We start from the raw sequence: 20,002 nt of genomic DNA on the forward strand, positions 1-20,002 counted from the left end.
CAGGCAGGCGTCGGCCGGGAATTGCGTGCCGGATGCAGCGCCGTGCTGCGTACTGCAGCGTCGAGCAGCACATCGAGGGCGCGTGCGGTTCAGTGTAGGCAGCGCACGGCAGGCGATGTCTCAACAATGATCAATTCGCTGCGCCCCCCTTGCCGCCGGCGTTCGCGGCATCGTGCAACTGCTGCTGGAAATGGAGGAAGCCGAGGGCATCACCGGATTGCGCAATAAACACGCTGGTCAGCAATGCCAGCAGCAGCAGCGCAAGTACCCCACGGATCGGTTGACTCAGATTCGAAGGTTCCAGCTTGTCGGCGGCGCGCGCCACAAAGCCGATGGCCAGATCCACCAGCACCAGCACCAGCATCAACGGTGCGGCCAGCTTGACGATTGCGGCCATCATGCCGTCGGTCTGCTGGATGACGAAGGACTCGGCGACCGCGCCCATGTCCGGCGTGAGCTGGCTCAGCGGCCACCAGCGAAACGATTCGAACAGCGCACCCAGCAGCATCAGCATGCCGCCCAGCGCGTAGAAGGACACGATCGCCAACTGCATCAACACCGTGGAGACCGGCGTACTCTGCTCACCGCTCAGCGGGTTGGTCATCTGCACGTTGTTGTAGCCGGACACATCGTCGATGAGCAGGCCCACACTCTCGGCAACCCAGAACACCGTGGATGCGGCAAACCCGATCAGCAGACCGAGGAAGGCTTCCTTGAACACCAGCCCGACCAGGCCGGTCGCTTCGATTCTGGCCAGCGCATCGGCCGGCTGTCCGTAGGCGATGAACGAACTGAGCACATACACCACACCGTTGCGCGCCATTCCGGGAAGGCTGTCCTGCGCCGTTGCCGGCAGCACGAAGAACATCACGAACACGCGCACCCCGCATAGCGCCAGCAGGGTCAGCAGCGACACGCCCTGGGATGACAGCGCCAGCAGTGCGTTGGCGGTGTCGTTCATTGCCCCACTCCGCGCGCGGCGCGATGCAAGCGCAGCCCGAGCAAGGCGTCGATCGCATCTTCCTCTTCGGCCGCTTCGCGTTGGGCCTGCCAGGCACGCTGCGCGCGGGCGGCGTTTTCCGCGTACACATCCGCCTGCGCCTGCAGCTTGCTCACTGTCTGTTGCACCGTTGCGGCCTCATCGCGTGCGCTCTGCAACGCCTGCGTCGCTGCGACCAGCGCCTGCTCTGCGGCGCGGCAGCGCTCTTCCAGCACGGTGCGGAAGCGCTGGTGCTGCAGGATCGCCTCGATGCCGATCGGCTCACCCGCGCCGGCCTTGTCGGCCAGCGTGGTATCGAACGCGTTCAGGCGCGTGGTGCAGGCGGTGGCCTGCTGACTGCAACTGGCGCGCTCGCGGTCGCACTGCTCCAGCGCCCGCCTGCAGTCGCTCAGGCGCTCCTGCATCCGCTGGTAACGGCGCGTCTTCAACTGCTGCAACGTCGCCCAGGTGCCGGCACGCTCACGCATCGTCGATCACGCCGGCAAGCTGCTCCAGGGTGGCGTCATAGTCGCTGAGCTGATCGGTGGACTGGCTGAGGAAGTCGCGAATCGCATCGATCCTGGCGATCGCCTCGTCGGCGACCGCATCGCTGCCCTGGCGGTACTCTCCGACCTGCAGCAAGGTCTCCACCTCGTTGTACTTGGCCAGCAGGCGCCGCAGCTGGCCGGCGTACTGGCGTTGCTCGGCAGACACGATCTGGCTCATCACCCGGCTCAGGCTTCCCAGCACATCGATGGCCGGGTACTGGTTCTTGGCGGCGATCTCACGCGACAGAATCAGATGGCCATCCAGGATACCGCGCACCTCTTCGGCGATCGGATCGCTGCCGGTGTCGTCCTCTGCCAGCACGGTGTAAAACGCGGTGATCGAGCCCGTCTCGCCCATGCCGGCACGTTCGAGCAGGCGTGGCAACTCGGCAAACACCGACGGCGGGAAGCCGCGCCGCGTGGGGGGCTCGCCGGCGGCCAGGCCGATCTCGCGTTGCGCGCGGGCAAAGCGTGTCAGCGAGTCCATCATCAGCAGCACGCGCATGCCCTGATCGCGAAAATATTCGGCGATGGCGGTGCCGACATAGGCGGCCTTGGCGCGCTCGATGGAGGAGCGATCGGAAGTCGCGCACACCACCACGCTGCGTGCCAGACCGTCTGGGCCAAGAATCATCTCGATGAATTCACGCACTTCGCGCCCGCGTTCGCCGATCAGCACGATCACGTTGACGTCGCACTGCGTGCCGCGCGCGAACATCCCCATCAAGGTGCTCTTGCCGACGCCGGCTGCGGCGAAAATGCCCATGCGCTGGCCTTCGCCCAGCGTCATCAGGCCATCGACGATGCGCACACCGGTCGGTAGCGGATGTTCGATCAGGCGCCGGCGCATCGGATCCGGCGCCTGTGCCTGGATCTGCACCCAGCCGTCGCCGGCGACCGGCCCCCGGCCGTCCGCCGGCTCACCCAGGCCATCGAGTACGCGCCCCAGCAGCGCCTCCCCGACCGGCACCGCCAAGGGGCGCCCCAATCCGATCACGCGCGTCTCGCGCGACAAGCCCACCAGCTCGCCAAACGGCGCCAGCAAGGCGAGATGGCGGCTGAAGCCCACCACCTCGGCACGTTGCAACAGCGTGCCGTCGCGCTGGCGCAACTCGCACACCTCGCCCAGGCTGACCTGCACCCCGGCGACCTTGAGCATGGTGCCGATCACCTCGACCACCTTGCCGTAGCGACGACCGAAGGCCAGCGCAGCCAGTTCGCGCTCGAGCGTTGCCTCCAGCACCGGCATTTCAGCAGACATCCGGCACCGCCTGTGGCGCGGCCAGCACGCGGCGGATGACCCGCTGGAGGCTGCGCAGCTGATCGCGCAGATCGGTCTCGAACACGCCGGTATCCCATTCGCACACGCAGGCACCCAAGGCCAGCGTCGCATCGCCGCACAGTTCCACCGGCATGGCCCAGCCTGCGGCCGCGGCGGCCGCATCGAAGGCGCGCCGTGCGTCGTCCAGCGCCTCGGGATGCACGCTCACCCGCAGGGCTTTCGCCTCGTCCAGGGCGCCGTCCAGCGCCTGTGCGGCGCGCGCGTACAGCGCAGCGGGGTCGTGCCCGTGGAGGACCTGTTCGCAGGCGTGCGCAACGATCTTGGCCAGACGCGCGCGGGCGCGCTGCGCGGCCTCCTCGGCCGCGAAGGCATGCCGCACGCCGCGCTCGTTCCACGCGTCGAGCTGACGGCGCAGCCCGGCTGCATAGCCCAGGCGTGCACTGCGCTCGGCCTTGTCCTGGGCATCCTGGAGGATCGTCTCGGCCTGTTGTTGGGCGTCGTCGATCAGCGCCTGCGCACGCGTCTGGGCGTCCGCCAGCGTCTGCGCGCATCGCGCGTGCACCTGTGCAGTCGCTGCGTCCAGTTCCAGCACACAGGCCAATGCCTCGCGTGGGATGATCTCGCAGTCCAGGCCGACTGCCTCCGGTGTGGACCTCAGCCAAAGACGCATGGCAGCTCCGGCAACAAGGTAGGCAGCGCCTGCAGAAACGCAGCGCTCGCGCCATCTGCCGCGATGGGCACCACCTTGGCAGCACCCAACGGCAAGGACAGCGCCAGCACCTTGGCGATACAGGGGTCTGGCCAGGCACCATCGGCCTCCATTCGACGCCAGCCATCGCCGATCCATGCCGCGTGCTCGGCATCGCGCGGCAACAGCGGCACTGTCATGCCGGTGACTGCGCGATGGCGCACATGCTCAAGCACCGCCGGCCCCACCCACTGCTCGAACCAGGTCAGGCGCTCGCGTTCGATACAGCGGCGCAACGCCAGTGCGCGCGAAAACACTGCGCGGCTCATCAACACCTTGGCGAGCAGATCCGGCGCGAGCACGACCAACCGATTGGCCAGCGGATCCAGCGCCGAAACCTGCATGCGCGAGCATCCCGACCAGGCCTGGATCACGCGCACACGGCGCTGCACCGGTGCCCGTTCCCAGCCCAACGCAGCGACCGGACCCAGCCAGTGCGCCACACGCTCTGCCTCCAGCGATTGCGCCAGCTCGCGCACGGCCGCCGTCCATCGCTGAAGCCACCGTGCCGCGTTGTCGATGCGTGCCTTGTCCATCTGCCGGCCTCACCCAGCATGTTTTCTGGACAACGCGCGCAGGCGCTGCCAGCCGCCCCAGCGGCGTGCATCGGCGCTCGGCCACCAATACAGCGCTGCCGCAGCAATCGCCACGCACAGCGCCAGCGCGCATCCGGCCAGCCACGGCCACGGCCATGCGCGCGCAGGCGCCGATACAGAGAGCTGCGCATCGCTCTCCGCCCCGCCCGGCACCAGCGTGACGCTGACGTTTTCGTAGGTCAGTCCTTCCACGCTGTGCATCACCAGGGTCTTGATGCTGGGTACCAGGCTGGTCAGATCGCTGCCGACGCGAAACTTGATGAACACCGCAGCGCTGGAGGGTTTGACCGAGGTGGACAGCGGGTCGTTGTTGGGAAGCACGATCTGCACATCGGCCGCGATCACGCCATCGATATTCGACAAGGTCTGCGACAGTTGCTGCGACACGCCGTAGATGAAGCGCACGCGTTCTTCGGTGGGTGTGGAGATCAGGCCGTCTTTTTTGAACATCTCGCCGAGATTGGCGTGCCGCTCACGCGGCATGCCATGCGTGCGCAGCACGTTCAACGCGTACGCCACCTGATCGTGCGGCGCGTTGACCGCCCAGGTCTTGCCGTCATCGGGCGTGAGCTTTTCCGCATCCACACCGGCCGTCAGCAGCACGGCCAGCATGTCGTTGGCGTCGTTCTCGGTCAGCCCGGAATAGAGCTGCTGGTCGCAGCCAGACAGTAGCAGTGCGAGCAGCAACACCAGCAGATATCTGAGCTTTCGCATGCTATTGAGCTTTCGCATGCTATTGGTTCTTGAACAGCGTCTGCACGGCGTTCTTGCCCGACTGCGCCACGCCAACGCTGACATTGAGGTTGAAGCCGACCATCGTCAGCTCGTGCATCAACTTCATTTGTTGCGAGGCCATTTCCTGCAGGCCCATGGTCGGCGCCTGCATGCTGAAGGCATCGATATGCTCGGTAATGCTGCGCACGCCATCGTTCTGCACGTCGACCATGCGGCTCATCATGCTCGGCTCGCCGACACGCTGCATGGCTGGCGGCAACGGGCTGGAGGACTGCATCAGCGCCTGGAAGCGGTTGACGAGCGCCTGGTTCGGCGCCGCCGTCGGCGACACCGCTGGCGTGGACAGGCCGGTACTGGCCGTGATCGCTGGGACAGGAGGAATGAGCGTCATGACATGTTCCGCAGGCTGGGTGTGGGTCCGGATCAGGCGCGCAGATACTGGGCGTTGGGAACTTCCATCGGCGCGGCGGATTCGGCCGCCGCTTCCAGCGGCGCGGGTGCCGGGGTGTAGCGTCCTGACAGCGCCTTGACCAGGCCAACGGCGTCGGCATCGGCGTCCTCTTCGATCAGACCGTCTGCAATGCCATGCCACGACGGGTCGCCCACCGCAAACAGGCAACACGCGTACAAGGCCTTGCACAACGGCTTGGAATCGGCATCGGCCTCCAGCTCACGCAGCAGGCGCGCGCCCTCCAGATAACTGCCGCGCTTGATCGCAATCCAGGCATCGAAGGTATCCAGCGCCTTCAACTCCGGCCGCAGTACCCGCACGGCGGCCAGCACCGCTGCGGCCTCTTCGAGTTTTTCGTGGGTCAGCCCGACCGTGATCAGTTCGATCAGCCCGCTCACGACCGAACCGGGACATTCAATCTTTTCCATACCGCACCTCGTCGTTCAATGGCTGTGGACAGCATGCGTGCGTAACGTACGCGTCGGCGCCAACGAAGACTTTTCAGAAGCGAACATCGGAATACCATCGCGAACAAACAGATCGTGCTTCGTACACCCATGCATACGTTCGCCTTGGAAGCGGATCGTCCGGCGACGGCTCGCCCAGAATCGGCGTGCAGCAACAGCGGCCGGAGATCGCCATGTCGGATGAGAAGACCGAGAAGCCGACCGAAAAGAAACTGCAGGATGCGCGCAGGGATGGGGAAGTCCCGATCAGCCCGGATGTCACTGCCGCCGCGGTGCTGCTGGCCGCGCTGTTGGTGCTGAAACTGGCAGGCAGCTATTTTGTCGAACACCTGCGGACCTTGATGTCGATCGGTTTCGATTTTACCGCCAATACGCGCGATGCAACCGCCTTGCACCGTGCGCTCGGTCGCGTCGGCATCCAGGGCGTGTTGCTGACGCTGCCCTTCGTGGCGGCCTGCCTGGCCGCGGGATTGATCGGCACTTTTCTACAGACTGGGCTCAATGCCTCGCTCAAACCGGTCACGCCCAAATTCGATTCGCTTAACCCCGTCAACGGCGTCAAAAAAATCTTTTCGTTACGCAGTCTCATCAACCTGTTGAAGCTGGGCATCAAGGCGGCTGTGATCGGCGTGGTGCTGTGGTATGGCCTTCGTGCACTCATGCCGACCATCATCGGGCTCGCCTACCAACCAACGGCCGACATCGCACAGATCGGCTGGCGCGCACTGGGCATTCTGTGCGCCCTGGCGGTGCTGGTGTTCGTGCTGGTCGGCGCGGCGGATTGGAGCGTGCAGCATTGGCTGTTCATTCGCGACAAGCGCATGAGCAAGGACGAGCAGAAACGCGAACACAAGGAAAGCGAAGGCGACCCGGAAGTAAAGGGAAAACGCAAGGAATTCGCCAAGGAACTGGTCTTCGGCGACCCGCGCGAGCGTGTTGCCAAGGCCAAGGTGATGGTGGTCAACCCGACCCATTACGCCGTCGCGCTCGCCTACGAGCCGGACGGCTTCGGTCTGCCGCAGGTGGTTGCCAAGGGCGTGGACGACGGTGCGCTGGAACTGCGTGCCTATGCGCACAACCAGGGCATTCCGATCGTGGCGAATCCGCCGTTGGCGCGTGCGCTGCATGCGGTCGAACTGGGCGAAGCGGTTCCCGAATCGCTGTTCGAAACGGTGGCGGTGGTGCTGCGCTGGGTCGATGCGCTGGGCCACGACAACGATGACGGCAGCGGTCCGCTGCCCTGCTAGGAGATGGCATGCGCCTGACACGGTATTTCTCATACACCGGTGAGGTGGCGATCGCCGCCTTGGTGGTGGCGGTCATCGGCCTGATGATCCTGCCGCTGCCCACCCCGCTCATCGATACGCTGCTGGGCATCAACATCACCTTGAGCGTGGTGTTGCTGATGGTCACGATGTATGTGCCCGACTCGATCTCGCTGTCGTCATTTCCTTCATTGCTGCTGTTCACCACGCTGCTGCGGCTGTCGTTGAACATCGCATCGACTAAATCGATCCTGCTGCATGCCGAAGCCGGCCACATCATCGAGAGCTTCGGCGAGCTGGTGGTCGGCGGCAACCTGGTGGTGGGCCTGGTGGTGTTTCTGATCATCACCACGGTGCAGTTCATCGTGATCGCCAAGGGCTCCGAGCGCGTGGCGGAAGTCGGTGCGCGCTTCACCCTGGATGCGATGCCCGGCAAGCAGATGAGCATCGATGCCGACCTGCGCGGCGGCAACCTGACCGCAGACGAAGCACGCCGCAAACGCGCGCGGCTGGCCATCGAGAGTCAACTGCACGGCGGCATGGATGGCGCCATGAAATTCGTCAAGGGCGACGCCATCGCCGGCCTGGTGATCACCATGGTGAACATCCTGGCCGGCATCGTGGTGGGCGTGACCTACCACGGCATGAGCGCAGGCGAAGCGGCCAACCGCTTTGCGATCCTGTCGGTCGGCGATGCGATGGTGTCGCAGATCGCCTCGCTGCTGATCTCGGTGGCGGCCGGCGTCATGATCACCCGCGTGGCCAACGAGAACGAGGCCAAGATCAGCTCGCTCGGACTCGACATCGGCCGCCAGCTCACCAGCAATGCCCGCGCCTTGCTGGCAGCCAGCGTCCTGCTGGCCTGCTTTGCGTTCGTTCCGGGATTTCCCGCACTGCTGTTCCTGTTGCTGGCGGCGGCAGTGGGCGCAGGCGGCTATACGATCTGGCGCAAGCAGCGCGATGTCAGCGGCAGTGATCAGCCCACGCTGCCATCCACCAGCCGCAAGGGCGCCAAGGGCGATGCGCCGCATATCCGCAAAAGCGCGCCGGATTTCGCCTCGCCCCTGTCGATGCGGCTGTCGCCACAACTGGCTGCGCGGCTCGACCCGGCACTGCTGGATCAGGCGATCGAAAGCGAACGCCGGCAATTGGTGGAGCTATTGGGCCTGCCGTTTCCGGGGATCGCGATCTGGCAGAGCGAATCACTGCAGGACATGCAATACGAAGTATTGATCCACGATGTGCCGGAAACCCGCAGCGTGTTGAGCGATACGGCGGACATGCAGAAAGCGCTGGCCCAGCAGGCCATCGCGCCGCTGCATGCACGCGCGCATCTGTTCGTCGGCATCCAGGAGACGCAGTGGATGCTGGAACAGGTGGGCGCGGACTATCCCGGGCTGGTCGCAGAGGTCAACAAGGCCATGCCCGCCCAGCGCATCGCCGATGTGTTGCGGCGGCTGCTGGAGGAGCGCATCCCGGTGCGCAACATCAAGAGCATCCTGGAGAGCCTGGTGGTGTGGGGACCGAAGGAAAAGGATCTGCTGATGCTCACTGAGTATGTGCGCTGCGATCTCGGCCGCTATCTTGCGCACACCGCGACCGCAGGCACCGGGCAGCTGCCTGCGGTGATGCTCGACCACGCGGTGGAACAGCTGATCCGGCAGTCGATTCGCGCCACACCGGCCGGCAATTTTCTGGCCCTGCCACCGGAGCAGGCCAATCAGCTCGTCGAGCAGGTGGAACGCATCGTCGAAGATCAGGCGCGGCATCCACTGGCGGTGGTCGCCTCGATGGACGTGCGGCGTTATGTGCGCCGCATGATCGAGGCACGCCTGAACTGGCTGGAGGTGTATTCGTTCCAGGAACTGGGCGCAGAGGTGCAGCTGCAGCCGATCGGCAGAGTGGTGGCCTGATGCGCAAGCCACCGGTCCGCCACGTGCGCATCCTGCCGATTGCCGGCGCACCGCTGCAGCCGCACGCAGCGGCAGCACCGGCGCGTGCGACGCAACGTGTCAGCTTCATGCAACTGCGCCGACGCCTGAGCAGCGTGCCGGCCGGATTGCCGGACACGGTGTTGCCGGAGGATGGCGACGACGATCCGACGCTGCCCGAAGTGGTGGATGCTGCCAGCGACGATCATGGCCCCGCAGCGCTGCCAAGCGCACCGCCCTGCCTGGATGACGGCAGTCGTCGACAGATCGCCCGAGGCGATGACGGCGACGCACTGGGTCGGCAGATCGCCACCGAGTGGATCCGCACCCAACGCGCGCAGCTTGCCATCAACCACATCGCGCTGCGGGTGGCCGAGTTTTGCAACGCCACGCCGGTACGCGGCGCAGGTACCTGGGAGGCATGGCTGGAGATCAACCACGACATCCTGCCGAAGACCACGCTGTTCTTGCGGCTTTCGCCAGACCAGCTATCGCTTCGCTTCGACAGCGGCTCGCCGGAGACGCGCGAGGTACTTTTGAATGCAAGAAAACGTTTGGATACTGCATTGAAGGCTGCGCTCAGCGACACGCTTCAGATCAGCGTCGAGGTCGTCTAGCGCTGCATCTGCAGCAGACCAGCCATAGCGGGGGACACCGTGTTGTCAACAAAGCCGAGCCTGACGTCGCCGGCACGCGACTTGTCGCAGGCGCTGACCCACGTGCCTGCCGTGCGCGCGCAGCTGGGCAGAGTGCTCTGCGATCCGCGTGCCGCACAGCGTTGCGGCTACACCGCGCAACGCCGCGGCATCCGGGCTGCGGATGCCGCGCGCCTGCAGCTGCAATTCGACAGCGGCAGCCTGGAGTTGCGGATCGCTGCACGCGACGGCCTGGCGCTGCTGTTGAACGAAGCCGATGACGCCCTGCGTGTGGCGATCGCCGGTGTGCTGTTGAGCGATGACCTGCGCGCCCTGGCACCACTGGGACTAGGCGCTGCCGAGGTGGTCGCCTTCGAGCGCTGTACGGATGCAGTCGATCGCCTCGATATCGGCATCACCCTGGGCGGCATCGACGCGATCGCAGAAACCGCCAGCCCGCCGCTGCTTGCCGCGCTGCAAACGGCTAGCGCTGCGCCGGCTCAGCCATCGCCACTGCCGGCCTGGCTGAGCGCACTGCGGGTGACCACGCGCCTGCGTATCGGCCAGCGCACGGCAGCGGCGGCGTTGCTGCAATCGCTGCGCCCGGGTGATGTCCTGCTGCACGCGCTCGCCACGGCTCCCGTGCGCAGCGGCGAGCTGCTCTGGGGCGTCCCTGGAGGTGCGGTGTTGCGCGCTCCGGTACGCCTGACCCTGCAACAGATGATTCTGGAGACTGCCCCCACCATGCAGCACGATATGCCCGCGTCCGACTCCTCATCGCCCGCCACCGATGTGGCGGCACTGGAACTGCCCGTACAGCTGGAAGTGGACCAGCTTGCGCTGTCTCTGTCGGTCCTCTCGGGCCTGCAGCCCGGCCAGATCCTCGAGCTGTCGGTGCCGGTGGATCAGGCCGACATCCGCCTGGTCGTCTACGGCCAGACCATCGGCATCGGCAGGTTGCTGGCGGTTGGCGAACATCTCGGCGTGCAGATCCTCAGCATGTCGGAGACTGCGCATGCAGATGCCTGATGTCGGCTCGCTGCTGCTGGTGGTCATCATGCTGGGGCTTCTGCCCTTCGCAGCGATGGTGGTCACCTCCTACACCAAGATCGTGGTCGTGCTCGGCTTGCTGCGCAATGCCATCGGCGTGCAGCAGGTGCCGCCGAACATGGTGCTCAACGGCGTCGCGTTGCTGGTGTCGTGCTTTGTGATGGCGCCGGTGGGCATGGAGGCGTTCAAGGCCGCGCAGAATTACAGTCCCGGTGCCGACAACAGCCGTGTGGTGGTATTGCTCGATGCCTGCCGCGAACCGTTTCGGCAGTTCCTGCTCAAGCACACGCGCGAGCGCGAGAAGGCCTTTTTCATGCGCTCGGCGCAGCAGATCTGGCCCAAGGACAAGGCCGACACGCTCAAGCCGGACGACCTTCTTGTGCTGGCACCGGCGTTCACGCTGAGCGAGCTGACCGAAGCGTTCCGCATCGGATTCCTGCTGTATCTGGTCTTCATCGTGATTGATCTGGTGGCGGCCAATGCGTTGATGGCAATGGGTCTTTCGCAGGTGACGCCAACCAACGTGGCCATCCCGTTCAAATTGCTGTTGTTCGTGGCGCTGGATGGCTGGTCCATGCTGATCCACGGCCTGGTCCTGAGTTATCGGTGACGCCATGGACCATGACGATCTGGTGCGATTCACTTCCGAAGCCTTGTTGCTGTGCCTCAAGGTGTCGTTGCCGGTGGTCGGCGTGGCCGCAGTGGCCGGGCTGCTGATCGCCTTCATCCAGGCAGTGATGTCGCTGCAGGATGCCTCGATTTCGTTCGCGCTCAAGCTGGTGGTGGTGGTGGCTGCCATTGCAGTCACAGCGCCCTGGGGCGCCTCGGCGATCATGCAGTTCGGTCAGGCGCTGATGCAGGCGGCGTTTCCATGATCCGGCGCATTTCGCCAGGCGCTGTGCCGCCGTCGCTGCCGAGTGCGCCCGGCGCATCGCACCACCACGCCGATGCCCCGCATGCTGGCGTGCAGCCGCTGGCGGACACGGCACATCATGCACCCCGTCTGCGCCCCGCCCCGCCGCGCAAGCGGCGACGCGGCATGCGCTCGCTGGATGGCATGGACGACGAACTCGACGCCACCGAACTGGAAGAAGCCGAAGCGGCACGCGTCTCGGCGCTGCGCGGCCGGGTCAGCATCGCAGTCGCTCAGCCAGAGGGCCAGGGACAACGCCAGGATGATCAGCACGGCGAGGGCGGCAATGCGCAGGCCGACGATCCGCAGGCGGGGAGATGGCAAAGCGCTTCGCCAGTGCACCTGGACAACAGTGTGCGTGCGAGTGTCGACGGCGTTCTCGACCGCTACGCGACGACACGCGCGGCCGACCCGATGGCCAGGCGACGCGCGCTTGCCGTTGCGCTTGTCGAATTGCGCGCGATCGGCATTGCCCATCCTGCCGCAGCACAATTGACGGCCATGGTCTGGAGGTTGATGCGCGAGCATCTGCGCTCCGGCACCACGAGCACCTCTGCGGAAAACCTGCAGGCGTTACGGAAGCTTCTGGTGGAGCTGGTGCCGGCGCAACCGGAGCCATCGCCAGCGCTGCGCAATTTCCATCTACTGCTTCCGTTGGTGCTGCTCAACGCGGAAAAACCACGTAAACGCCTTGATCGTTCCAGTGCCATCACACGTCTGAACACGCTGCTGATTGAGCACCAGGAACGGACCGCTCAGGAGATTCGCGCATGACCATGCAACTTCGCGTGCTGACGGGAATCCATGCCGGCGCACGATTAGATTTGCAGCCAGGCAGCTATACGTTAGGCGCCGATCCCCAAGCCGAAATCAGGATCGAAGATTGGCCTGATTGTTCGCTCATCATCGAGGTGGATGCAGATGGTCAAGTCCGTTATCGCAGCGAAGCGTTGCCGACGACAGCGTTTGTTGCGCTGCATCCGGTGCGCTTTGGTCCGTTGGTGCTCTGCATCGGCGACGCTGCAGCCGATTGGCCGGACGATGTTGCGCTGCTGGAGCAGCTACTGTCGCCCGCCGCGACGCCGGCAGCCCCTTTGCCACGCAGGTCCAGGCGCAACGCACTGCGTGCGGTGGTGGGCGCCATGCTAGCGCTGGCCGCGGCGGCGCTGCTGCCCTCCCTGCTCCCGGCCTTTCTCTCCGATGCGGCTCCCCCGCGCAGCCAGGACAACCAGCGCAATCAGGTGCGATTCGTGCTCAAACAGCTGGGCTTGCGCGAAGCGCGCGTGGAGCAGGTCGGTACGCGCGTGCGGGTCGAGGGCCTGGTGACAAGCAGCGCGGATGCGGCACGCCTGCGCGCACAACTGCATCGGTATCAACATGCGGTCACGGTCGATGTGGTGGTGGTGGATGAGGTACTGGCAACCCTGCGCGATACCTTGGCCGACCGCGACCTGAGCGTGCGTTACGACGGCCAGGGCGTTTTTTCCATTGCCGGCAGCAGCGAAAACGCAGAGCGTGCAATCCGGCGGATCGCCGATCTACGCAGCGATCTGGGCCCGGAAATCCGCAAGCTGCACGTGGACATCGCCCAGCAGGACCCGTCCGTGAAAACGCCTGCCAACTACGACGCCGCCTTGCTCGTCGACGGACTGCATTACGTGGAGACCCCGGACGGCACCAAGCACATGACTTCCCTGCCGCAGCAAGCGGCGCCATGAGAACCGCACCATGTTCGATGCCATGACCGACACGGTCACCCAGGATATGAGCAAGATCTTGCAGACCAAGGCGCAGGATCTCTCCGGCGAGCGACTGCGCAACATCGAGGCAGCGCTGCACGCGACAGCGCAACAACTCCGTGTGCACTGGTCCGCCGCGAGCGATCAGGCTGCGCGCAACGATTTCACTGTCTTGCACGACGGCATCAACGCTGCGCGAGACATCGTCGCGCACATCGCCAGCATGCCTTGATCATCGAGTTCCTTGGCCACGTTGGTCAAGCAAAACGCGCCGACAAGCGCTCCACGTTACTTCTCTTTAGCTAAGGAGTATTTATATGTCAGTTTTACAATCGATAGGGCCGCGATTGGGCCAGGGCGGGGATCTGCTTGGATCAGACCTTTCAAGCAGATTTGACAATCACACTGCCACTCAGACCTCGGACAATCAGATGGATAGTCTGATGGGTGGCATTGGCAAATCAGCCGCAGCACAGGAGCGCATGAACAATTACCTGACCGCGAAGAAGAACGAACTTGACTTCAACGTCGCGCTCAACAAATTCATCGGCAAGGCAGGCGACAACGCGAAGCAGCTAGTTGGCCAGTAATAGGCCCTGACATGACGCAGGGCCGGTGCATGGCCCTGCGCATGTCGTACGACAGATGAGCATTACCCGATTCGAAGCGATCGTTCTACAGATGTGCGAAGCACTGGACCTGCCGGATGTGCAGGCGGTGCTCAACAATCGCGTGCTCTGGGTGGAAGGGTTTGAAGTCTATCTACACATGCCCGCAGCCCAGACCGACGATGACGCACAGCAAGCGCCGGAAGAAGAAGCGCTTTACCTACGCATCTCCTACGGCCTTGCTCCTGCTGGACGCACCCTGACGGTCTTCCGGCTGTTGCTGGAAGCCAACCTGTCGGTATATGCGCAGGACCAGGCGCAACTCGGATTGAACGATGCCGGCGTGATCGTGCTGGTCGTGCGCGTTCCGCTGGACGACGACGTCGACGGCGCCTGGATCTGCGATCTGCTCGCCCATTATGCCGAGCATGGCCGTTATTGGAACAACAACATCTTCATTGCACACGACGAAATGTTTGAAGGAATCGCAACGGGAAATTATCTGTGGCTACGTGCGTGAGATGTTCGGCTTTGCCTGCATGCCGATTGTTTTAGCCAGACATGTACGACTCCGCAGCACGCTGCCGGCGCCTTGTGCATCTCTGCGCTGTATTGCATCGCTACGCTGTCGCGCGGTTATTTCCCACCGCAGGATTTCGTTTGCCATTCATCCTCTTGCAAGGACATTCGCCAATGAATCTCGCTATTCCCTCACATACCACTGCGAGCTTACAACCGTCTTCATTTTCCCTTTCGCAGCAGCAGGCCTTGACTGCAGTGATCATGAGCATGCTGGCGTACTGCATGCAACGCATGCTCAAGGACATGCTGCAGCCACAGGATCAGCCTTCCAGTGATGGTCAGCCAACGACCAACTCCAATCCGACACCGTCTATGCCGCCATCGAACCCGCCGTGTTCCACCAACCCCGGCGGGCAACACGGCAGCGGCAGCGGTGCCGGCAATGGCAATGGCAACAACGGTGGCAACGGTGGCAACGGCAGCAACACCTCCGGAACGGGAGCCGGCAACGGCGCATCGCCCACCCACCCGGGTCACTCGGCGACGCCCACACCCACGCCCACCGACGGTGCTCACGGCACGCCAAGCCCGACCGGCACGCAGGCGCCACTGCCTCCCGGCAAGGTCGTCACCGCGCCAGCCGGCATCCAGAACAAGACCATCGTGGTGCACAAGGGCGAGGTGTTCGACGGCAAGGGCCAGCTTTACACCGGTGGCCCAGGCCTGGGCGATGGCTCCCAGAACGAGCACCAGCAGCCACTTTTCGTCGTCGAGGACGGTGGCAGCCTCTGCAACGTCCGCATGGGTGGCACCGGCGACGGTGTGCATTTCATGGCCAGCGGCAAGATGGTCAACTGCGTCAACGAGGATGTCAGCGAGGATGCGGTCACCATCGATGGCCAGGGCAACCGTGAGCACGATGCGGGGATTGCCGGCTGCAGCCCGGAAGTCAGCGGCCGGCCGAAGGTCGAAATCATCAATTGCACGTTCAAGAACGCCGCAGACAAGGTCGTGCAGGACAACGGCGCTGCCGACGTGGTGATGTCGGGCGACACCGTCAATGGTGCCGGCAAGGTGTTCCGTACCAATGGTGGACACTCCGATGTCGACTCGCACGTTCAGATCGAAAATTGCAACTTCAATCAAGTCAAGGAAGCGGTATTCCGCACCGACGCGCCCGGCGCGACGGTCAAGATTTCCAACCTGAAGACCGATGCGCCCAACGAGGTGATTGCCCCCGAGGCTTCTCAGGCGATAGGTGCAACACGTATCGGCCACAAGACCTACAGCGGCTGATCGCGCGCGCTGCACCGTCGCAGCGCGTCGATCGCGCCCGGCAGATGCATGGTTGCCGCACCTGCCGGGCGTCAGTGCCCGCCGTCGTAGGCGATGACCGCAGACCGACTATCATCGTTGCGCCGCCTGCGCGGCACGCACTGCGTCGCGGTAAGCAGACACCGCTGCCATGTGCAAACGGGCCGCTCGTCCTGTTCGGCTTTACAGCAGCGGCGAGCACAGTCGGATGCGAACCGCCACACGCGAGAGATCGACTTTGACCCGCATTCGCCCTTCCACCGTGACAGTCGGGCTGCCTGGCAACAGCCACAGCACCGCGCATGCAGGTACGCCCTCGCCGCACAAGCAGGCCCATCACCGACTGCATCAACTGGATGGGCCCGCGGCCGAGTCCGAAGCACGCGCGGCACAAATGGATGTGGCCGCACGGGTACATCGCTACACCGCAGCTGCTGCCGACACCGGACAGGGCACGCCTGCGCCGCGCGAGACAGGCAGGCTGCGCGGCGTGCGCAAGTCGTTGCAGAAGCTCGCCCGGCTCGCCGGCACGGCGGTGGGCATCGCCCGGCAGGCCACTCCCGACCACACGCGCCTGCTGCGCTACCAGGGCACGTCTGCGCAGCCTGCACCGCCCGCTCGATCGGAACCGGGCGACTGGCACGCACTGGCTCCCTTGCAGACAGCGGCATTCTCCGCCTCGCAACGACTGAGCGATGCACGGATCGCCGTGCGCAAGGCCGCAGCGCTGCAGCGCCTGGTGCAGCTGCATCTCGATCGCCTGGAGCAGGACACCGGCTTGCATGCCAGACGCGCACCGCGCCTGGCCGACCGTGCCAACGACACCCGCAAACGCCAACAGGTGCTGGCCACCTGGAACGCGCTGCTACGCAAACATATCGCCGATTGCAGCGAGCGCCTGGCGCACACCGAGCAACAGCTGCAGCAGCAACTGGACCAACTGACGGCCATGCCCGCGCCTGCGGCAAGCGATCGTCGACCGCGCCTGCGCGACATGCTCAAGCACGAAGCCGAGCTGGATCGCATCCGCAAGCTGCACGAGCACGCGCGCCATCTGTCCGCCCTGCGCGAGAAACAGCAGGCCTCGCTGCAGCGCCTGCAAGTGCGTGCCGCTAGCCTCGACACCACCCTGGCGCAGGCGCTGCAGTCTGCGCACATCGTGGCTGGCGACCTGTTCGAGACCGCTGCGCAAGCCGACGAGCTGCGTGCACTGCTGCCGGCGCTGGCGGGCCTGACGCACTCGCTCGCGCAGGAGGTCGACACCGCAGCGGCCGACGATCTGCGCGCCAGCCAGGCGCTTCGAACCGCATCGGACGCGCTGATTGCCGCGCAGATCGCGCAGACCGCATCCAGCGCAACCAATGCCGCTGCGGCCACTGCATTGCGCAAGCGCTTGTCGACATGGGCGAGCGGGCTCTCCACCACGCGTTTCGGAGACCAGGCGGTGCCTGCAGCGGGCATCGTGGCCATCGCGCTTGGCGCGCTGCGCTCGGCAGTGGCCGGTGTGCTCGGCGACAACCGTGCTGACGCGGCGGCGCTGCTGCTTGCCACCTTCGACCATGTCCACAACAGCAGCTGGAGCGCGCTGATCCCTGCCGATCCGCAACAGCACGATGCCCGACAGGGCGCGACGATGGACGAGCACACCGGGATTCCTCGCGCAGCGATCGAGGCGGCGACGACGCGCTGGCTGGAGACCCTGGCGCGCGTGCCGCGCGGCCGCCAGGTGCTCGGCCAGTTGATCCAGGCACGCCAGGAGCGTGCCGCCGACCCGGGCCGCCAGGACATCGCGCGCATCGCATTACGGGCCGATGCGCTGCTGCGTGCCACGCCTGTGGACGATGCCGCCACGCGGTGCTGGCTGAGCGGTGCGCGGCGCGCAGCCGGTGTCGCCCTGCACGCGGCCGACCCGGCGCAGGCGCTGCAGGCCTGCAGCAGCGACGAACGCGCGGCCTACCATGCGCTGCGCAACGGCTACGAGTCGCGTGCTCCCGACTCGGCGTATGCGCGCGCAAACGCCCACCTGCAGGCATTCGGCGAGGCGGTGCGCACGGCCACCTCGCCCCATCCTGCAGGCGCACACGCGAGCGCTCCCAATCCGCTGCATGCCTTGTCGGAGGGGCTGGAGGTCGCATCGGCCACCGCACTGCCGACACCGCGTCGACGCGCCAACCTGACCCTGGAGCACGCCTGCGCTGCCTTGATCGGCTACCTGGGTGCATTGCACGCCGCCCGACCGCAGGGCTGTGTGCCATCGCAGGCCGAGTTGCACTGGCAGGCGGCGGCCGAGTTGCTGCAATGGGTCGATGAGGACGTGGACCGCAGCTGCGTGGTCTTCGATGCCGCCACCCTGGCGCGCATCGCCGAATGTGCGGCGCTGCTGCACGACCACCATCAGGCACAGGCATCCAGCACCCCGGGTGGTGCAGCGGTACAGGCAACGCCACCGGAAGGATTGCGGCGTGCCTGGGAGCAGGTGCGAAGCGGCCGCTGCACCGCGCCAGCCGCGTTCGATCTGTTGCGTACCTGCCTGTCTACCGTGCGGGCGGAGCACGCAGAGCAAGCGGCGGAGCTGCAAGCAAGCGATGTTTCGCCACAGGCCGCCTTGTGGCTCGCACATGCGGATGACTGCCTGGCGCATTTCGACACCGCCATCGACAAGACCTTGCAGTTGGCGAAGCAGACCGGTGCCGGCGCCCTGACCCATCCCGAGGCGTTGCTGGACCTGCTGCGCGACATGCTCTCGCATCTGGAATGGCGCGACCGCTGGCGGATGACCTGCCAACGGACCTGGGGCGCCAATCTCGCACCGCTTTCGGCGGCAGCTGCCGTTGCAGGATCTGCGTTCGGCCTGGGCGCGCGACTGATCGCCAGCATGCAGTGCAATCGCGATGCCTCGCTGGAGTTCTACATGGGACGTACCGGCCTGTACCTGCAGATCAGTCGCCAATCCGCGACGCAGCGCCAGCTCGGTGCGGGCGTGACTGCCGGCTATGGCATCGCTGTGGACAGTGCCTACGCGGCAGCCGGCGTGTCGGCCGCCGTGGACTGGCGCTATCGGCGCGAGACCGGCGTGGAAGACGGCCTGCAGATCCGTATCCCCCGGCTGGGCAAGGGCCGCGAGCCGGCCCTGTTGCAGGCATTTTTGCGCATGCTGGAGCATCTGGTGCGCCGCGCAGCACCCGATCATCCAGAGCAGCCACACGGCGCGGACTGGATGCATGCGTTGCTGGCCGAGCATCCGGAGGCCAGCGTCGGGCTGATCGACCAGGCCGCACGTGTCAGCCAGGGCACCGAGTGCAGTGCGAACGTCAGCGTCGGCCTGCGCGCAGGCGATGCACACGGCCGCCGCGTGGGCGGCTCGCTCGGGCTGGGCGTCAGATCGCGCCAGGACCTCGGCTGGACGTCGACGACCGTGGCCGGCTACATGACCACGCACTACTGCGACGCCACTGCCGCGCGCCGGGTGGAAGCGGCCGCACGCCTGACGGCCGGCGTGCAACTCGCACTTGCCCAACATCACCGCGAAGGTGCATCGGCGACGCCTGCAGCCAGCACCACGGTCTCGGCAATCGAAGCCGGCTATGTCGCCGAAGTGAGCGCGGACGTGGCCACCGCGTTCTGCACGCTGTTCCAGTTCGGCGGCGAAATCGATGCGGCCCGCAGCGACCGCGCAACCGACTTCGCGCAATTCGCCGCGTTCGAACGCCTGGTCCGCACCCAGTGGGAGCGCTGGGCCGATTACGGCCTGGTCAAGCTGGGCAACGATGTCGACCAGACCTTGCAACCGGTGCTGGCAGAGCTGCAACTGGAGCATTTCATGCAGCAGGCCAGGCGTTTTGCCGATGGCAACGCGCTGGCCGCACTGTTTGCCGACGAGGCGTTACGCAGCGCCGCTGCGCCGTTGCTGGACGTGCACCGGGCACTTGCACTGGTGGCGCAGGACGCGGGTGACCACGCGCGTGCACTCGCCGAGCGTACGGCCTTCGATGCCTTGCTGCAGCAGCCCGCCGTGTGGGAGCCGACATTGCTGCTGGTACGCGAGAAGGCAAAACTGACCGAGGAACGCGGCGTGGACTTCATCGTCAAGCGCCAGCGCAACCGCATCGCCGAGGCCATGCGCACGGTCGGTCAATGGCCGGCGTACGAAGCGGTACCGCGCGCCGCAGTGCCCACTCCCACTCCCACTACTCGCACGTAAGCCGCGCGCCAGGCCGGC

Annotated in this window: 21 protein-coding genes; 13 read left to right on the forward strand and 8 right to left on the reverse strand. The window is 65.5% G+C overall.

Features of this window, described 5'->3' with window-relative positions:
• Positions 1 to 130: 130 nt before the first annotated feature.
• The 8 genes from sctT to NYR97_RS05385 are packed head-to-tail and all read right to left on the reverse strand — an operon-like array spanning position 131 to position 5,767.
• Complete coding sequence (sctT, locus tag NYR97_RS05350; protein WP_316696991.1) at positions 131 to 961, reverse strand: type III secretion system export apparatus subunit SctT; 831 nt, start codon at positions 959 to 961, stop codon at positions 131 to 133.
• Positions 958 to 1,467, reverse strand: a complete 510-nt coding sequence (locus NYR97_RS05355) for a type III secretion protein HrpB7 (protein WP_316696992.1) — start codon at positions 1,465 to 1,467, stop codon at positions 958 to 960. The genes sctT and NYR97_RS05355 overlap by 4 nt, the downstream gene beginning before the upstream one ends.
• Positions 1,460 to 2,788, reverse strand: coding sequence for a type III secretion system ATPase SctN (sctN, locus tag NYR97_RS05360; RefSeq protein ID WP_316696993.1), 1,329 nt, complete (start codon positions 2,786 to 2,788; stop codon positions 1,460 to 1,462). Before sctN ends, NYR97_RS05355 begins: the two co-directional genes overlap by 8 nt.
• The gene (gene sctL, locus NYR97_RS05365; RefSeq protein ID WP_316696994.1) at positions 2,778 to 3,479 is read right to left on the reverse strand and encodes a type III secretion system stator protein SctL; all 702 of its coding nucleotides are present in this window, start codon (positions 3,477 to 3,479) and stop codon (positions 2,778 to 2,780) included. The genes sctN and sctL overlap by 11 nt, the downstream gene beginning before the upstream one ends.
• Positions 3,464 to 4,093, reverse strand: a complete 630-nt coding sequence (locus NYR97_RS05370; RefSeq protein ID WP_316696995.1) for a type III secretion protein HrpB4 — start codon at positions 4,091 to 4,093, stop codon at positions 3,464 to 3,466. Before NYR97_RS05370 ends, sctL begins: the two co-directional genes overlap by 16 nt.
• A gap of 9 nt (positions 4,094 to 4,102) precedes the next feature.
• Positions 4,103 to 4,867: a type III secretion system inner membrane ring lipoprotein SctJ gene (sctJ, locus tag NYR97_RS05375; protein WP_268213972.1), complete on the reverse strand. Its 765-nt coding sequence runs from the start codon at positions 4,865 to 4,867 to the stop codon at positions 4,103 to 4,105.
• Between the two features lie 19 nt (positions 4,868 to 4,886).
• Entirely contained in the window at positions 4,887 to 5,279 is a 393-nt protein-coding gene (locus NYR97_RS05380) for a type III secretion protein HrpB2 (protein ID WP_205393521.1), read from the reverse strand.
• Between the two features lie 32 nt (positions 5,280 to 5,311).
• A complete protein-coding gene (locus NYR97_RS05385) occupies positions 5,312 to 5,767 on the reverse strand; it encodes an HrpB1 family type III secretion system apparatus protein (RefSeq protein ID WP_316696996.1) in 456 nt (151 codons plus the stop codon).
• Positions 5,768 to 5,979: 212 nt separating this feature from the next.
• Here NYR97_RS05385 and sctU point away from each other — a divergent pair, with 212 nt between their 5' ends.
• From sctU to xopZ, 13 genes are all read left to right on the forward strand, one after another.
• Positions 5,980 to 7,053: a type III secretion system export apparatus subunit SctU gene (gene sctU / locus NYR97_RS05390; RefSeq protein WP_316696997.1), complete on the forward strand. Its 1,074-nt coding sequence runs from the start codon at positions 5,980 to 5,982 to the stop codon at positions 7,051 to 7,053.
• Between the two features lie 8 nt (positions 7,054 to 7,061).
• On the forward strand, positions 7,062 to 8,984 hold the full coding sequence (locus NYR97_RS05395) for an FHIPEP family type III secretion protein (protein WP_316696998.1): 1,923 nt from the start codon (positions 7,062 to 7,064) through the stop codon (positions 8,982 to 8,984).
• Positions 8,984 to 9,619: a type III secretion system protein SctP gene (gene sctP / locus NYR97_RS05400; protein WP_316696999.1), complete on the forward strand. Its 636-nt coding sequence runs from the start codon at positions 8,984 to 8,986 to the stop codon at positions 9,617 to 9,619. The genes NYR97_RS05395 and sctP overlap by 1 nt, the downstream gene beginning before the upstream one ends.
• Before the next feature lie 93 nt (positions 9,620 to 9,712).
• A complete protein-coding gene (sctQ, locus tag NYR97_RS05405; protein WP_316698047.1) occupies positions 9,713 to 10,666 on the forward strand; it encodes a type III secretion system cytoplasmic ring protein SctQ in 954 nt (317 codons plus the stop codon).
• Positions 10,653 to 11,297 carry a type III secretion system export apparatus subunit SctR gene (gene sctR / locus NYR97_RS05410; RefSeq protein WP_316697000.1) on the forward strand — a complete coding sequence of 215 codons (645 nt, stop codon included), beginning with the start codon at positions 10,653 to 10,655 and terminating at the stop codon, positions 11,295 to 11,297. The genes sctQ and sctR overlap by 14 nt, the downstream gene beginning before the upstream one ends.
• Before the next feature lie 4 nt (positions 11,298 to 11,301).
• Positions 11,302 to 11,562 (forward strand): type III secretion system export apparatus subunit SctS, encoded by a 261-nt coding sequence (sctS, locus tag NYR97_RS05415; RefSeq protein ID WP_005994479.1) that lies wholly within the window; start codon positions 11,302 to 11,304, stop codon positions 11,560 to 11,562.
• Positions 11,559 to 12,374 carry a 4-hydroxyphenylacetate catabolism regulator HpaA gene (locus NYR97_RS05420; protein ID WP_316697001.1) on the forward strand — a complete coding sequence of 272 codons (816 nt, stop codon included), beginning with the start codon at positions 11,559 to 11,561 and terminating at the stop codon, positions 12,372 to 12,374. The genes sctS and NYR97_RS05420 overlap by 4 nt, the downstream gene beginning before the upstream one ends.
• The gene (hrpD5, locus tag NYR97_RS05425) at positions 12,371 to 13,318 is read left to right on the forward strand and encodes an HrpD5 family protein (RefSeq protein ID WP_316697002.1); all 948 of its coding nucleotides are present in this window, start codon (positions 12,371 to 12,373) and stop codon (positions 13,316 to 13,318) included. The genes NYR97_RS05420 and hrpD5 overlap by 4 nt, the downstream gene beginning before the upstream one ends.
• Positions 13,319 to 13,328: 10 nt before the next feature.
• Complete coding sequence (gene hrpD6 / locus NYR97_RS05430) at positions 13,329 to 13,571, forward strand: Hrp regulator HrpD6 (RefSeq protein ID WP_316697003.1); 243 nt, start codon at positions 13,329 to 13,331, stop codon at positions 13,569 to 13,571.
• 85 nt (positions 13,572 to 13,656) lie between these two features.
• On the forward strand, positions 13,657 to 13,929 hold the full coding sequence (gene hrpE / locus NYR97_RS05435) for an HrpE family protein (RefSeq protein ID WP_316697004.1): 273 nt from the start codon (positions 13,657 to 13,659) through the stop codon (positions 13,927 to 13,929).
• A gap of 55 nt (positions 13,930 to 13,984) precedes the next feature.
• Positions 13,985 to 14,467 (forward strand): CesT family type III secretion system chaperone, encoded by a 483-nt coding sequence (locus NYR97_RS05440; protein WP_316697005.1) that lies wholly within the window; start codon positions 13,985 to 13,987, stop codon positions 14,465 to 14,467.
• A 269-nt stretch (positions 14,468 to 14,736) separates the two neighbouring features.
• On the forward strand, positions 14,737 to 15,765 hold the full coding sequence (locus tag NYR97_RS05445) for a pectate lyase (protein ID WP_316698050.1): 1,029 nt from the start codon (positions 14,737 to 14,739) through the stop codon (positions 15,763 to 15,765).
• Positions 15,766 to 16,021: 256 nt separating this feature from the next.
• Entirely contained in the window at positions 16,022 to 19,984 is a 3,963-nt protein-coding gene (gene xopZ / locus NYR97_RS05450) for a XopZ family type III secretion system effector (RefSeq protein ID WP_316697006.1), read from the forward strand.
• Positions 19,985 to 20,002 lie beyond the last annotated feature (18 nt).

It is taken from the genome of Xanthomonas hydrangeae (assembly GCF_032697525.1).
Classification (GTDB): domain Bacteria; phylum Pseudomonadota; class Gammaproteobacteria; order Xanthomonadales; family Xanthomonadaceae; genus Xanthomonas; species Xanthomonas hydrangeae.

Bases quoted from the DNA above. Each gene is read 5' to 3' on its own strand.
- sctT (WP_316696991.1), bottom strand. From the start codon at position 961: ATGAACGACACCGCCAACGCACTGCTGGCGCTGTCATCCCAGGGCGTG.
- NYR97_RS05355 (WP_316696992.1), bottom strand. From the start codon at position 1,467: ATGCGTGAGCGTGCCGGCACCTGGGCGACGTTGCAGCAGTTGAAGACG.
- sctN (WP_316696993.1), bottom strand. From the start codon at position 2,788: ATGTCTGCTGAAATGCCGGTGCTGGAGGCAACGCTCGAGCGCGAACTG.
- sctL (WP_316696994.1), bottom strand. From the start codon at position 3,479: ATGCGTCTTTGGCTGAGGTCCACACCGGAGGCAGTCGGCCTGGACTGC.
- NYR97_RS05370 (WP_316696995.1), bottom strand. From the start codon at position 4,093: ATGGACAAGGCACGCATCGACAACGCGGCACGGTGGCTTCAGCGATGG.
- sctJ (WP_268213972.1), bottom strand. From the start codon at position 4,867: ATGCGAAAGCTCAGATATCTGCTGGTGTTGCTGCTCGCACTGCTACTG.
- NYR97_RS05380 (WP_205393521.1), bottom strand. From the start codon at position 5,279: ATGACGCTCATTCCTCCTGTCCCAGCGATCACGGCCAGTACCGGCCTG.
- NYR97_RS05385 (WP_316696996.1), bottom strand. From the start codon at position 5,767: ATGGAAAAGATTGAATGTCCCGGTTCGGTCGTGAGCGGGCTGATCGAA.
- sctU (WP_316696997.1), top strand. From the start codon at position 5,980: ATGTCGGATGAGAAGACCGAGAAGCCGACCGAAAAGAAACTGCAGGAT.
- NYR97_RS05395 (WP_316696998.1), top strand. From the start codon at position 7,062: ATGCGCCTGACACGGTATTTCTCATACACCGGTGAGGTGGCGATCGCC.
- sctP (WP_316696999.1), top strand. From the start codon at position 8,984: ATGCGCAAGCCACCGGTCCGCCACGTGCGCATCCTGCCGATTGCCGGC.
- sctR (WP_316697000.1), top strand. From the start codon at position 10,653: ATGCAGATGCCTGATGTCGGCTCGCTGCTGCTGGTGGTCATCATGCTG.
- sctS (WP_005994479.1), top strand. From the start codon at position 11,302: ATGGACCATGACGATCTGGTGCGATTCACTTCCGAAGCCTTGTTGCTG.
- NYR97_RS05420 (WP_316697001.1), top strand. From the start codon at position 11,559: ATGATCCGGCGCATTTCGCCAGGCGCTGTGCCGCCGTCGCTGCCGAGT.
- hrpD5 (WP_316697002.1), top strand. From the start codon at position 12,371: ATGACCATGCAACTTCGCGTGCTGACGGGAATCCATGCCGGCGCACGA.
- hrpD6 (WP_316697003.1), top strand. From the start codon at position 13,329: ATGTTCGATGCCATGACCGACACGGTCACCCAGGATATGAGCAAGATC.
- hrpE (WP_316697004.1), top strand. From the start codon at position 13,657: ATGTCAGTTTTACAATCGATAGGGCCGCGATTGGGCCAGGGCGGGGAT.
- NYR97_RS05440 (WP_316697005.1), top strand. From the start codon at position 13,985: ATGAGCATTACCCGATTCGAAGCGATCGTTCTACAGATGTGCGAAGCA.
- NYR97_RS05445 (WP_316698050.1), top strand. From the start codon at position 14,737: ATGCTGGCGTACTGCATGCAACGCATGCTCAAGGACATGCTGCAGCCA.